Annotated in this window: 14 protein-coding genes; 6 read left to right on the top strand and 8 right to left on the bottom strand. The window is 40.0% G+C overall.

The features are described 5' to 3' along the window. Window positions 1-18: 18 nt before the first annotated feature. Window positions 19-1,392: an AcpB/EbpR/MafR family transcriptional regulator gene (locus FFM63_RS06370; RefSeq protein ID WP_137609484.1), complete on the bottom strand. Its 1,374-nt coding sequence runs from the start codon at window positions 1,390-1,392 to the stop codon at window positions 19-21. A gap of 109 nt (window positions 1,393-1,501) precedes the next feature. Here FFM63_RS06370 and FFM63_RS06365 point away from each other — a divergent pair, with 109 nt between their 5' ends. Both FFM63_RS06365 and FFM63_RS06360 read left to right on the top strand, forming a co-directional pair. Further along, window positions 1,502-2,329, top strand: a complete 828-nt coding sequence (locus tag FFM63_RS06365) for a hypothetical protein (RefSeq protein WP_137609483.1) — start codon at window positions 1,502-1,504, stop codon at window positions 2,327-2,329. 68 nt (window positions 2,330-2,397) lie between these two features. Further along, window positions 2,398-3,087, top strand: a complete 690-nt coding sequence (locus FFM63_RS06360; protein WP_137609482.1) for a YoaK family protein — start codon at window positions 2,398-2,400, stop codon at window positions 3,085-3,087. 33 nt (window positions 3,088-3,120) lie between these two features. Here FFM63_RS06360 and FFM63_RS06355 read toward each other — a convergent pair whose 3' ends face one another. From FFM63_RS06355 to FFM63_RS06345, 3 genes are all read right to left on the bottom strand, one after another. After that, window positions 3,121-3,636: a VanZ family protein gene (locus FFM63_RS06355; RefSeq protein ID WP_137609481.1), complete on the bottom strand. Its 516-nt coding sequence runs from the start codon at window positions 3,634-3,636 to the stop codon at window positions 3,121-3,123. A gap of 28 nt (window positions 3,637-3,664) precedes the next feature. Then, the gene (locus FFM63_RS06350; protein WP_137609480.1) at window positions 3,665-4,477 is read right to left on the bottom strand and encodes a DUF4097 family beta strand repeat-containing protein; all 813 of its coding nucleotides are present in this window, start codon (window positions 4,475-4,477) and stop codon (window positions 3,665-3,667) included. Window positions 4,478-4,553: 76 nt separating this feature from the next. Beyond that, window positions 4,554-5,504, bottom strand: coding sequence for an aromatic acid exporter family protein (locus FFM63_RS06345; RefSeq protein ID WP_137609479.1), 951 nt, complete (start codon window positions 5,502-5,504; stop codon window positions 4,554-4,556). 204 nt (window positions 5,505-5,708) lie between these two features. On the opposite strand from FFM63_RS06345, the gene FFM63_RS06340 reads away from it, so the two are divergent. The 4 genes from FFM63_RS06340 (at window position 5,709) to FFM63_RS06325 (ending at window position 9,571) form a co-directional block, all read left to right on the top strand. After that, window positions 5,709-6,170 carry a DUF441 domain-containing protein gene (locus tag FFM63_RS06340; RefSeq protein ID WP_137609478.1) on the top strand — a complete coding sequence of 154 codons (462 nt, stop codon included), beginning with the start codon at window positions 5,709-5,711 and terminating at the stop codon, window positions 6,168-6,170. 140 nt (window positions 6,171-6,310) lie between these two features. Next, a complete protein-coding gene (locus tag FFM63_RS06335) occupies window positions 6,311-8,050 on the top strand; it encodes an ABC1 kinase family protein (protein ID WP_137609477.1) in 1,740 nt (579 codons plus the stop codon). Window positions 8,051-8,213: 163 nt separating this feature from the next. After that, the gene (amaP, locus tag FFM63_RS06330; RefSeq protein WP_137609476.1) at window positions 8,214-8,609 is read left to right on the top strand and encodes an alkaline shock response membrane anchor protein AmaP; all 396 of its coding nucleotides are present in this window, start codon (window positions 8,214-8,216) and stop codon (window positions 8,607-8,609) included. A 242-nt stretch (window positions 8,610-8,851) separates the two neighbouring features. After that, window positions 8,852-9,571: a DUF8817 family protein gene (locus tag FFM63_RS06325; protein WP_212741172.1), complete on the top strand. Its 720-nt coding sequence runs from the start codon at window positions 8,852-8,854 to the stop codon at window positions 9,569-9,571. 159 nt (window positions 9,572-9,730) lie between these two features. Here FFM63_RS06325 and FFM63_RS06320 read toward each other — a convergent pair whose 3' ends face one another. From FFM63_RS06320 to FFM63_RS06305, 4 genes are all read right to left on the bottom strand, one after another. Then, window positions 9,731-10,681, bottom strand: a complete 951-nt coding sequence (locus FFM63_RS06320; protein ID WP_137609475.1) for a P1 family peptidase — start codon at window positions 10,679-10,681, stop codon at window positions 9,731-9,733. Window positions 10,682-10,871: 190 nt separating this feature from the next. Next, window positions 10,872-11,876, bottom strand: coding sequence for a nucleoid-associated protein (locus FFM63_RS06315; protein ID WP_137609474.1), 1,005 nt, complete (start codon window positions 11,874-11,876; stop codon window positions 10,872-10,874). A gap of 154 nt (window positions 11,877-12,030) precedes the next feature. Next, window positions 12,031-12,702, bottom strand: coding sequence for an ABC transporter ATP-binding protein (locus FFM63_RS06310; RefSeq protein ID WP_137609473.1), 672 nt, complete (start codon window positions 12,700-12,702; stop codon window positions 12,031-12,033). A 1-nt stretch (window position 12,703) separates the two neighbouring features. Beyond that, complete coding sequence (locus FFM63_RS06305; RefSeq protein WP_137609472.1) at window positions 12,704-13,768, bottom strand: ABC transporter permease; 1,065 nt, start codon at window positions 13,766-13,768, stop codon at window positions 12,704-12,706. Window positions 13,769-13,816: the final 48 nt, after the last annotated feature.

The raw sequence follows: 13,816 nt of genomic DNA, 5'->3' as shown, positions 1-13,816 counted from the left end.
AAAACTTCATGTACGTTTTCAACTATTTCTTTTTTTCAATAGTTGACGGATCATCCGCAAATCACGCGCGTCGATGGTCGAACGAATTTGCAGCGATTCGCCATAATGCGTGGGAAGATTCGATAAAGTTAAATCTGCGGCTTCTTCTGAGTGGACGAACTCGATCTGATAATCATTGCCTAAACCAGCGATCAATAAATCTTTTTGCATCGCTTCGAATGCTTTCCCCAAATCCGACAAGATAAATACTTTGATGGTTGGGCGATAAGACAAATAAGACACGATCGTATTAGCCATCAATAACGAACAAAGTTCTGTCACTTTCGGGTTATGCGTGCCGATCTCAGCAAATAATTTTTTACTAAAAGCTGAAAAATTTTCCATATAACCAGGCGCACTTTTTTTCAAGCGCTCTTCATCCACGATTGGAAAAAGTCCGGTCAATGTATAGACTTCATTCAAATAATGATTGAACAAAAATAATTGGTTGAGCTGATCGCTGATACTTTTTTTATCCTCGATCGAAACGTTGAAAGTTTCTTCAAACAATTCAAGCCATACTGTACTTTGTTTCGCCAAAATATTTTGGATATTTTCCGGAAGGATCACTAAAGACCTCTCCTTCCCCAAATCAAAAAAGAGCGGCAACAGCTGCAAGAAGAACAGCAACATCCCCCAATCATCTTTCTGCCAATGACTGAATAAAGACGGTGCTTCAAAAGCTGGTTTCAGACTGCCTTCATAACTCGGTTCGATCTTGGTCCGACATTGAAAAACAAACAACAGCACTCCTAATTGGCTTCGTTGAACATTCGTAAATTCAAAATCAAAAAGTGTACTCAACTGTTCAATTGGATAAAACATTTGTCTTTCGATTTCCCATGGCAGCTCTTTGACTCCCCGATAGATCGTCCAAAGATATTGATAAAAAAGGTACCGAATTTGATGTTCCGGTCCAATCACTCGAATTATGGTTCCTTTTGTTAAATATAAACCCAAAGGCGCCAGTTTTTTTTCTAACTTACGGATATTTCGGCGCAAAGTCGATGTACTGACAAAATGCTCATCACAAAAAGTTCGGATATCGATCTCTCCTTGAAGCAGCAGCTCTTCGAAAAAAGAGGTGAGAATACTTTGGCAGATCACCTCACTGAATAAACGTTGCATAGGAAAATCTGCTTTTCGATTAAAGCGCGCGCCATAATTTCGATGTTTTTCTAAAGATACATCTGAAAAGTCTTTAATCAGCTCCTGCAAATGATCCAAATATTTTTGAACAGTATTTACATTCAATCCGCTAGCCCGCGCTAATTCTATTCCGCTGCACCAATCGTCTTTTTGCTCCAACAACATTAGAAGTTGCAGCTGTCCATATATTTCTTTAGTAAGCACCAAAACCCTCCATTGCTTTTAATTATTAGTTTAACCTGACTGAAAAAGTGACAGGCTCTTTTCTTTTTCCGCGTTATACTCCTACGTAGCTTATTTAGGAGGAGAAAAAATGAAAAAAATCTTTTATTGTCTAGCAGCTCTTTTGTTTCTTTTTCCGCTAACGACGCTTGCTGCTGCAAACAAATCCGTATCACCATCAATCAATATCAATAATATTAATGTCTCATTGGACGGCGAAAACGTCAACTCAGGGGTCGTTAAGGTCACACCTGGTCAGCAACTACAAATGCACATCGCCTTTACTTATTCGGATGGAGAAATTACAAATTACCTGGCGACAAAACTTAAACTGATTGATGAATCTGGCGGTAATAATATTCAAGCACCTGCCAATCATTTTCAAAAAGTTACGAATACTCAAGCTGCCGAAGATGTGACTGTCTCCGTTGCACCGACAGTCAAAATCGGAGCCGTTATCCCAGTGAAATTTACGATTATCGGACCGGAAATCAATAGTGTCAGCAGCCAAACTGTTACTTTTATCATCAATGAACCTGCAACGAGCACGACTGACACAAGTTCGTCAACTGATTCTAGTTCGTCAAACGAGTCTAGTTCATCAAACGAGTCTAGTTCATCAAACGAGTCTAGTTCATCAAACGAGTCTAGTTCATCAAACGAGTCTAGTTCATCGACCAATAAAAGTTCTGCAACGAAGGAAAGTTCCACAACTGACTCGAGCTTATTGCCAAAATCAAACTCTACTGGCTCTAACCTACCCGCTCGGTCGGCAAACTCTGGTGCTAAAACAACTCGATCTTTAAAACAAGCCTTTAAACTTTTGCCAAAAACAGGAATGAAAAGCTCCTCACTTGCTTGGCTAGGGCTTGGTATAACAAATGTCGTTGTTGCGGTTTATCTATTGCGTAAAAAATAATCGTGAAACTATTTATCTGTTTTCTGAAAAATATGGTAAAATAGTCAGCGAAAAGAGTTGATTTACAGATGAATAATAGTTTTCATGAAAATCGTTCTGTTGGTCTGTTGCTGACTTTTATCGGCGGAATGATTGATAGCTTCACATATATTCGTTACGAAGCCTTTGCTTCTGCTCAGACTGGGAATTTGATTTTAGCGATCATTCAGGCTTACGAACGTGAATGGAACATGGTTGGAAAAAAATTGCTTTCCACCCTATTCTTTTTCATTGGGATCCTTTTAGCAAAATTTATGATTGATTACTTCAAAAGAAAAGAGCTGCATTTTTGGCGCTTGTTCCTGCTTTACTTTGAAGCAGCGATCTTTTTTATCATCAGTTTACAATTTTTGCAGCCGCATCCTGCCATCATCACGATCATGATCGCTTTTACCGCCGCGATCCAGTGGGTGTCCTTTGACAAAATCAATGGACTGGCTTACACGAATCTATTTACGACTGGAAATCTAAAAGGGGTTGCGACCAATCTCTATGATTATTTGAGTACGAAAGATCGGGCGGCCAAAACTCGCTTTATCCATTTTCTATTAGTCGTGATTGCTTTTATCGCCGGCGCGATCGTCTCAGTTTTTGCTTATCGGCTGTTAGGAAGCAATGCGGTTTTACTTATCGCAGGTCTATTTCTCTATTTAGCACTTTCCGAAACCTTTTTAGTTTGGCAGTTTCAACGCAATACGAATATTTTACAAAAAAAATAACTCTTCAGCAGCTGCTGAAGAGTTTTTTGCTGGTCAATGATACGAGAAACGCAACAAGGAGAGCATACTTAAAAAGAAAATACCGATTATCAGACCGATGACGATCAAACTTCTATCCAATTTTGTTTCCGGAACCAATAAGGATAGTCCTTGATAAACACCAATTCCTAAGATTCCGCCAACCGAATTCATTAAAAGATCAGTCACATCCGTCACCCCGATCCCCAAAATAAATTGCAGGAGCTCAATCACCAAGGAAAACGAGAAGATAAAAGCAACCTTCTTTATCAGCGAAAAATTTTTAGCTGAGATTCCCAGCAGAACGCCCAACGGTACAAAAATGAGTCCGTTCAAAATGATTTCATTAAGCACGAGCCTGCCGTTCACGACTTTTGACCCTTGAAACGGCAGCAGATTGACGGAGCGGACAGCTTGGTCTAACCGTACAGCGATATCGGAAAAAGAGAGTGAAAATTTGAATAATAAAATCCAGATCAATAGTAATAGGTAGCTGATCAGCAGCGCGCTGCTTAGTTTTTTATTGATCATTCCGCCACCTCCTCTAAAAAAATTTCAATTACTGAATAAATGTGACTGCAATGTCTCCATTACTTGTTTTGACCGTTAATTCTTTTGCCCCACTAGTTTGATTTGTTAAACTATTTGATGCGTTGCTTGTTTTAGCCTGCGTTGAAAAATCGGCTTGATCCCCAACTATCGTGCCAGTTACTTTGGCATTGCTTGTTGCCAGTAAAACAGATTCAGCAGGTTTTACATTCGTCAAGTTGATCTTGCCATTAGATGTTTGAAAGTCCCCTTCAACAAAGTCTAAGTCTTCTAAATTTATTTTTCCATTGCTCGTTTCAAAGTCGCCTTCGTTGAACGCTAGTTTCGCAAGGTCGATTTCGCCGTTGCTTGTTTCGGCGTCGACCGTCTCTGCATCGACATTAGTGATACGCAGTTTGCTGTTGTTCGTTTCTAAATCTAACTGATCCAAAGCAAGATCTTCAACCAAAATTCTGCTATTAGATGTTTCGACTTGAAGCTCGCTTAATTCAGCTTTTGGTACCTCGACAGTCACTTTGGATTCACGTCTGCCAAAATCAAAAAAGTTAAAGTTGAAACCAAATACTTTTTTTCGTTCCATGTCTAATGTATTCCCTGTTTGTTTGATTTTATATTTAATATCTCGACTTTTATTGTATTTTATCCGGGTCTGATCGCCAGACACACCAATGATCTCAATCGGCATATCCCGATCTTCTACGATCAACTGTTTTACAGACTTTTCTGTAGTGAATATTTTATTGCTTACACGCTGCGAAGACAAACTGATCATCCCCACTAACGCTGCACCAATCAAAACCAAACCAGCAACTATTTTTTTCATTTTTCACCTCAACTGTTTTTTTCTTAATTATAAAGAAATTTTCCACTGTTTCTATCAGACAAAAGACTGATTTTTCTTACTTGTTTCGATGGAAACCGGCTTTGATCTCAATAAACTCTTGAAATAATCGAAAAAGTTGAAAAAGCATGGCGCGTTCTTCAAACGCTTGACGATCTTCTGGTAATTTTTTTTGCTGGTAGCGCTGATCAAGCGCAGCGATTTTAGTCAAGATCGCTGAACCATCGTTATCTTCGGCTAACGTTTGGGCAGTAAACTCAAACAGTTCTTGCAATTCTTTCACATCATCTGGCGACGCATTTAATTGATTCAAGATTTGCAGCATATTTGCTATAACATTCAGCTGCAAACGGCGCATCGCGAAGTATTCAAAATAATAACTATTTCCTGAAAAGAATCGATTCTCCTCAAATTCTTGCGCGCGAACTTGCGCTGTTTTTATGAACTCTCGCAAAGCCAAACACTCGCTGACCAGCTGCTTTTCTTTATCCAATTGATTCAAATTATTAGACATCGCACCCAACATTTTCCGTAAAGAAACTTCAACGACTGCCTGATCTTCTTGAATTTTTTTCTCCGTGTTGGGCATGTAAAGATTGACTGCCAGTGCACAGCCGACACCGATGATCATCAATAAATATTCATTGATAATCAAACGCACAGACATTTCGCCTGCCACCAGATAATGTGTGATCAGGACTGAGCTGACCGCGATTCCTTCTGCTAAATCAAAACGAATGGAAAGCGGGATAAATAATAATAAATACAAGCCAAAAACTAATGGATGAAACCCTAACAGAGAAAAACAAATAGCCGCGATACTCGTCGCCAGTGTCAGCGAAAAAAAACGGTTGATCGCAGTCTTAGCAGTCGATCGTTTCGTATTTGTTACGGTCAATAGAGCAATGATCGCCGCTGAAGCAGCCGATTCTAGATTAAAACTGCTGGCGATCAGTAAAGCGATTGGTGCGGCGGCGGCTGTTTTAATTGTGCGTAATCCGATCTTCATTGGTTTCCTCCTTCATTGTTCTAAAAATAAAGTGCTGTTTCTCCCGTAAGTTAAGTGAAGTCTTTTCTTATAAGAATCGTTTCTACTTTAGCAAAATAAACCCAGCAAATCTATTTAGAAGCTTGCATTACCGCTTTGGAAAATAGTCGCAACTTCTTGGATTATCTTGTATAGTAATTACGATGTAAGAAAAGGAGTGAAAAGATGGAAAGTTGGCTTTTCTTAGGGATCATTTTATTGATTGCATTGCTCGCGAAAAATCAAAGTCTCTTGATCGCAACGGCCGCGATTTTGCTTTTGAAATTGATTCCTTATTCAGATAAATTTTTATCGGTCTTAAATAAACAAGGGATCAATTGGGGGGTTACTTTGATCTCAGCAACGATCTTAGTTCCGATCGCAACAGGTGATATCGTTTTGAAAGATCTCTTAAACACGTTGAAATCTCCCCTCGGCTGGGTAGCGACGATCTGCGGCGTACTAGTTGCCATCTTATCTGCCAAAGGTGTCGGTTTGATCAATCAATCGCCGGAAGTTACGGTAGCATTAGTTTTTGGTACGATCATGGGCGTGGTCTTTTTAAAAGGCGTGGCTGCCGGACCCGTGATTGCCGCTGGTATCACTTATTCTATCATGCAAGTCATCCAACTCGTGACTGCCAAATAAAACAAACCTCTAATTCTTTTTGATCAAAGAGCATTAGAGGTTTGTTTGTATCTTATAAAAATCTTTTGTAAGATAGAAATGAGCCGAGAATTCTTGGTTATCTTTGGCACGGATTTAGCTTACCTTAGGAGGTGGAATCAATGCGTGAACAATCTAAAGCCGCTCGTTTGCGGCAAATCGTAAAAATCCTCAACCACTACCATGTTGTAAAAAATATTACGCAGCAAAAAGATCCTGTAGCAGTCCGAAAAGCGTTTGAAGAATTGGGACCAACCTTTATCAAAGTAGGACAAATGATGTCGGTTCGGACGGATATTTTCACGTTGGCTTTTACAAAAGAGCTGCGAAACTTGCAAGACGATGTAAAAACGGATTCTTTTGAATCGGTCAAAGCACTCGTTGAAAAAGAGCTGGAACTACCGTTGACCGAAATTTTTGAATCTTTCGAAGAACAGCCCTTCGCTTCTGCCTCGATCGCCCAGGCACATCACGCACGATTAAAGAATGGGCAACCCGTCGTCGCTAAGGTCCAGCATCCGGGAATCGCGGCTGAGATTGATTTGGATCTTTCTCTATTTGAAAAAGCGTTACCGATCGCTAACTGGGTACCCGAAAGCAAAGTGATCGACCTGAAAAATATTTTGAAAGAGATCCGCGAGTCTTTACAAAACGAATTGGATTTTCAAAAAGAATTACTATTAGCGGAAGAATTTTATCGTTTGAACAACGGTTGGAAAGAAATTCGCGTACCTAAAATGGAAGCTGCCTACTCTACAAAAAAAGTCATTATCATGGAGCTGATGCCGGGAACGAACTTGAAAGAATTGATCAGCGCACCAGATGATACGATTGCCCAAGGGAAGACGACTTATAAAGAACTGAAAAAAACAGTCAGTGAGTTGCTGATTGAACACTTCATGAAAGAAGTCTTCGAAGATGGCTTTTTCCATGCCGATCCTCATCCGGGCAATATTTTATTGCACTTGCTGTCAGAAAATGAGCAGCAAGCGCCGCAAATAAAGACCCGCGAACATCAAGGACAGTTTGGCGAGATTCCATATAAGATCACCTATGCTAAAACTGAAACGCTGCGCCCTTTTCGCTTGAATTTTATTGATTTTGGCATGATGGGCACGCTCAATCGCGAGATGCAAGTCAAAATGAGTAATGTGATTATTGCGATCTACAGCAAGGACAATCAACGCATCACCAATGCCGTTCATGCGATCTGCAAACAGGTCGGTCCTTTTGATGAAGAAAAATTTACTGATGAACTGGATGATTTTTTAAATCGCTATTTGAATCTGCCGGTAAAAGAAATCGATTTGCAAAAAGTTTTTTCGCAAGTTATCCTCATCTGTCACGATAATAATTTACAGATCGATGACTCTGCCACGATGCTGATCAAAGCTTTCGGTACATTAGAAGGCGTCATCGAAGATCTGAACCCAGATCTGTCTTTATTCGAAGTTATTGCACCTTTTGCGCAAAAATATTTTATTCAACAATTGAATCTAAATGAAGAATTGCGAGAAACTGGTTTAGATTATTTATCTACTTTAAAGGCGCTGCCAAAAATCCCTAGTCATGCGCTGAATGTTTTGGATACTTTTGCTAAAGGAAAAGGCAAACTGAATCTTGAATTAAAAAATCAGCGAAATCTTTTAGAGCGAGCAGAAGCAATGGTCAATCGTTTAGTGATCGGCTTGATTCTTTCCGCTTTAGTCATCGGCTCATCGATTTTGGTCCAGACCTCGCCAGAAGGGGATACTTTGATTTCTGACTTAGGAATCTTCGGTTATTCGATTGCTGCGCTTTCGATTCTCTTCTTGATCATCGAAAGCCTCTACCGCCGTTACCGCAAATGGAAAGATCGTTGATAAAGGCTGTGGCAGATTGCTGTCACTGCCTTTTTACTATAAATAATCAGTTTTAGGCGACGGGAAATACGATCGAGTGAGCAGATTCATTTACATCAGCCAAAGAATATTTTATCATTTTTATGAAAAGTATTTTATTTTTTTGGAAAAAGGAGGCGGGGAAATGAATAGATTCCTCAAAATCATCTTAGTCATTTTTTCCCTTGTTCTGCTCTCCATTTTTCTATCTGTCGCAGCCATTTATTATTTCATCGCCGAAAATCCGGTGAATATCAGCTCATCGCAACATGTCTTAACGAATAATTATGTTCAACTGTATTTATTTTGGGTAAGCGTAATTTTAGCTGCGTTAACGGTGATCACTATCTTTATGCTTTTATTTTATCCAAAACGGATCATCAAATTTACCTTAAAAGAAGAACGCGGACAAGCAACGTTAGACAAGCAGGCAAAAATAACTGGCAAGTTTGCGGCAAATCCAACGAGTCGCACAAAAAATACTTTAGCTGAGCAAAACAAACGCAGTGACGACTCAGAAACCGAACAACGAATCCAATAAGTCTTCCCCACTGACTAGTCTTTTGCTAGTCGGTTTTCTAAAGAAACAGCCAAGAGCGCTCTTGGCTGTTTCTTTGTCTTACAACGAATCTTCTGAATGGTTTAAACCCAATAGTCTATTTTAAAGCAGCGGCTTCACAGCATTTTTCTTGTCTATTTTTGCCAAAATGGTACAATCAAATTCCCAAAATATAGAAACAAGCAGAACCTGTTTCAAAAAAATCTCAACTCAAGGAGAACTAAATGACTTTCAAAATTTCAGCAACGCTCCCTACAGTTCCAGCAAAAGACTTTGCAGCAACGGTTCAGTTTTTCAAAAATCTTGGTTTCGTCAATCAGTATAAAGATCAAGAGCGCTCCGGCGGGTATGCAGTCATGCAATACCATGAATTAGTGTTCCATTTATTTGCCTATAAAAAATTAGAGATCCCTACACCAACAAATATCGTATTAGTGATTGTAGAAAATGTTGACGACTTATACGCGACTTTGCAAAAAAATTTCCAAGAAAGTACGGGAAAAAAATTAAGCCGCTCTGGTTTGCCGAAAATGAGCTTACCGCGTGATCTTAATTCAGATCGTCGTTTCACTCTGACAGATCCCAACGGCAATTATTTTATTTTTGCGCAAAGCCATGAGAAAAAGATAGCGGCTGAAATGACCCGGCTGGAAAAATTATATAAAGAAAGCAATACGTTGGCTTATTCTCACGAAAGTCCCCGCGAAGCGATCCAGATGATGACGCGAGCATTAGCCAAAAGTGACCTGGCTAAAGAAAGCGACTGGGTCATTTTCCAAGCGTATGTTCTGCTTGCCGATATGTACGCTTTAGCAGAAGACGAGCCGCAATTCCGCGACTACTTACAACAAGCGACAAAACAATTAGAAAAACTGCCGGCTGTTGATCAAACCAGCGATAGTTACCAGTATTATCAAAAACTGCTAAATAAAAAAGAATCCTAAGTTTGTTAAATTAAAAAAATTAACACTTACACAATTCTCTATTCTGCTATTTGGAATCAGCCGTTTTTCTGCAAGCTGTTCCTAGCTCTTTTAGTACAAACAGCGCTAAAAAGCCGACAGCGTTAGACTTAAAATCTAACGCTGTCGGCTTTTTATTTTTTAAACGTCTTGATAGGCTAAATAATCCCCATGAGTTTCAGCTGCCTTTGTCCCTTTAAGAATAGCTTGCCGAACGGCTTCAACGGCTAAAATCGATACTGCCTCAAAGCTCGTTTCAATTTGATTAGCGCCTAAAACAAATAAAGTATCGCCATCATACGTTGTGTGAGCTGGACGAATGGCTCGCGCGATCCCATTGTGACTGAGGTCTGCCAATTTATTCATCTTGGCTTTAGAAAACGTCGCATTCGTCATGACACAGCCGATTACCGTATTGCCGTCAAACAATGCTTGCTCATTTTGATAATGTTCTAGAAAAAGTGCTTCAGAAAAACCAATTTTCTGCTCGCCAGGTTTACGAGCGCCAGCAATGATCTTACCTAGCTCTTCATCATAGACATCCCCCACCGCATTGACTGCGACTACCGCAGTGACCCACAGTTTTCCATGACGCATCGTATGCAGACCAATCCCACCTTTCATAGCATTCTTTTCACCATTAATCGTGCCAACACTGCAACCGGTTCCTGCACCGTAATTTCCTAATTGAAATGTTTGATTGTTAAAAGCTTGCTCACAAGCTTTGCGTCCTGCTTGAAAATCTGGTCGAACATCAAAACGACCGATCCGAAGATCAAAAAGACTCGCACCGACAACGTTTGGGATAAAGGTGATTCCCATATCTCGCCCAATTTTATGCTCTTCTAAAAAATCTACGACGCCTACATTGGCTGCTAAGCCAAACGCACTGCCGCCAGATAAAGTCACTCCGTGGACAAATTTTCGATTGTTTTCTGATTTTAGAGCATCGGTATCTCGTGTATTCGGTGAGCCGCCTCGAACCGAGACACCGCCAGTTACACCATCTTCACATAAAATCACGGTACAGCCGGTCATCGCTTCCGCATCAGTATATTGTCCGATCCGAAAAAATTCTTGGTATTCTTCCATATTATTTCCTCCGACTATTTTTCGTTACTCATTTGCTTTAAATTAGTTTAACTTTTTAGACTCTTTTTTTAAATAGAAAAGTCGGCTTTTTTTATCTTATACAGCAAATGATTGATCAGCGAATCGTTCCATTTCAGCCTAAAAAAGAATTGTAGCCTAATTCTGTCTCAAAACTTGGCTACAATTCTTTTTATAAACGATTAATCACTTCATCGACGTTTTTGATCGTTACAGAGATCGTTCCATCCGGATTATTGATAAATTCGATCAGTTCAGGATTGCGATAAACATCAAGCGGTACGATCAATTCGATTCCGTTAGATAACTTCAATTTTTGTTTGCCGTATTTTTTCTCAGTGATCTCGCGAACTTCCCGTAAAAGCGGTGCTTGATCGACGTACCCTTTTTCCACGACTTCTTCTTGAAAAGCGATTTGAGCCGATACATTATCTTTGAAAACTTTTTGGGCCACGATTTTGGCATCAATCTGACCGCTTTCTTCCACCACATCATAAACGGCCTCTTTCACATCAGCGATCACATCATGTTTTGGACTTTCAAATTTTGCGCCGATTTTTTCCGCTACTTTCTTGATGACCCGCACATTTTCTTCCAATGAAGGAGCTGGGCGGCTTTCAATCACTTGCGTTGAAAAATACAAACGTTTCTCACCAGAAAAAGGATATTTTTTTTCAATCAATTCATAACTTAGGTTACCTAAATTAACGACGATCCCTTCGTCGGCTTTTTGTGTTTTGTTTGAAAGCAGTGCACGATGAAGGATCAATTCATTTTTTAAGCCCGCTTCATCAGAATCAACGATATGGGTGTAGCCTTCATGATAATTGACTTTCAAAAAAGCTAGATAGAGTTGCGTATCTTCTTCGTACAACACGACAAACGCATCCGCACTAGGCGCCTCTTCACTTTCTTTATACGCTTCATACCAGCGGGCCACGATTTTCTCACTAGCTGGTAAAAAATCATGTTCTGCTTGTCGGCTTAATAAAGCAAAATGTGAATCTTCCGCTAATGTTCCCGTCTTTGTTTGGGCTGAAGATAATTTTTGAACTTTTTTCGTTACATAGTCGCGAATGTATTCTTTCGTCAAATCTAGTTCACTTTGACTATAGATTGGATCGCCGGACTCCCGATCAACGATGTGAAGGGCGGCTTTTTTTAAATAGATATCCATCTGTTCCCTGCTTTCTATTAATTCATTGGATCTTTAAACATTGCGCCCGCTAAACTTAGCTTTAGTCAGACAGTCTCATCTTATCCTAACTGCTTCTCGCTTGAATAAAATCAGCAGCCTAACTATCATACACAGGAAACAGGAAATTTAGCAACTATTGTTTTAACAACAGTTCGCCATCTTTCATTTGATAAATATGATCGCTCCACTGCGTCATCCGTTCATCGTGAGTGACCATGACGATCGCTTTCTTGCGCTCATGAGCTTCTTTAGCCAAAAGTTTTACTACATCATACGCATGATCAGAATCAAGGCTGGCTGTCGGTTCATCTGCCAAAATCAATTGCGGATCGTTGAACAGCGAACGCGCGATGGCGACTCGCTGTCTTTCACCGCCGGATAAGGCTTTGGGATATTGTTCTCGCAACTCCCAAATGTCTAACGATTTCAGTAATTCTTCGATCTTTTCCGGATTTTTTTCTCCCTCAATTTTTTCTACTAATTGAAATTGTTCCTGAACTTTTAGAAACGGAATTAAATTGGAACTTTGTAAAATAAAACCGATCTCTTTGAACCGCGCCTTTGAGCGTTCTTTCTCATTCATCTGGCTGAAATCTGATCCATTGATGACGATTTTCCCTTCAGTCGGCGTTTGCAAACCGCCGGCGATCGTTAAAAACGTACTCTTACCTGAACCTGAAGGCCCGATCACACTTACAAATTCGCCTTTTTCAACAGTAAAATCAATCTTTTTTAATGCCGTGACTTCTGTATGTCCTTGACCAAATTTTTTTACGATTTTTTCCATCAGCAAGACATTACTCATCTTATTCTCCTCCAATCGCCGTTACTGGATCTACTTTTGTGACAGTCCGCATCGAGAATAACCCGCCGATCATCGCGACAACTACTAAAATCACACTATAAAGTGCCCAGTCAGTTGCATGGACCGCAAAAGGCATCGCGCTTGGCAAAACTAAACTAGTGAGTACACTTAATCCAACAGCGACGGCAACCCCGATTATTCCTACGAGAAATGCCTGCGCCAAGACTGAGCGCACTAAATAACTAGTCGCTACTCCTTGCGCTTTCATCACACCGAAAATTGACGTTTTTTGCAGCGTGATCACATGCATAAAAATTCCAATGATCGCGGTCACAACAACAAACAAGAAATAGATCATTGTATTTAATGTCAATTTTTCTGGAGTGTATCCGGGAATATTTTCAATAAACGTTTCTGGAGTTATTTTCTCTAACTTTGTCTGACCCTGCTCAATTTTTGTTTGGCCTTTTGTTACGATCATATTGATGGGATCATTTCCGCCAGCGTGCGACCCGTATTTCAACGTATTGAATACAGTCGGATCTAAATAAATCACCGGCGCAATCATGTATGTCGTTTCTTTGATCACTCCGACGATCTTCAATGTTTGGTCATTGACTTTTATCGACTGATTCAAGCGATAGCCTTCTGCTAATAAATTTTCAGATACGATCGTTTCATCTTTGTTTTGATACAAGCGGCCTTTGATGATTTTTGGAACGATAAAAGCATCATTAGCAGTACCAAAAATCGACACATTGGTTTTTTCACCGCCGCTTTTTTTCTCAATGGCAGTCGCATAGACTCCCACTCCGGCTTTTTCTTTGGCCGTTACACGACTCGTATCGCTTTGTTGTAACTGCGAAGCATTGACTACTTTGTTGCTATCTTCTGACAAAATAATTGCAGTCGCGTTCCAATCATCGATTGCCTTGCGATTGCCGTCAGCCAACCCGCTGGCTAGCCCTGACAACATAAAAACTACATACGCAACTAGGATCATGATCCCTACGATCAACCCATATCTCAATTTCGCATAGCGAATTTCTTTCCAAGCTAAAAACATCTACTCACCCTTTCTGAAACTAGCGTACACTTATAGTGACAAAATGTC

It is taken from the genome of Enterococcus pingfangensis (assembly GCF_005405205.1).
GTDB lineage: Bacteria > Bacillota > Bacilli > Lactobacillales > Enterococcaceae > Enterococcus_A > Enterococcus_A pingfangensis.
Note: the sequence above shows the minus strand (reverse complement) of the source record. Positions and strands in the feature narration are given on the sequence as shown.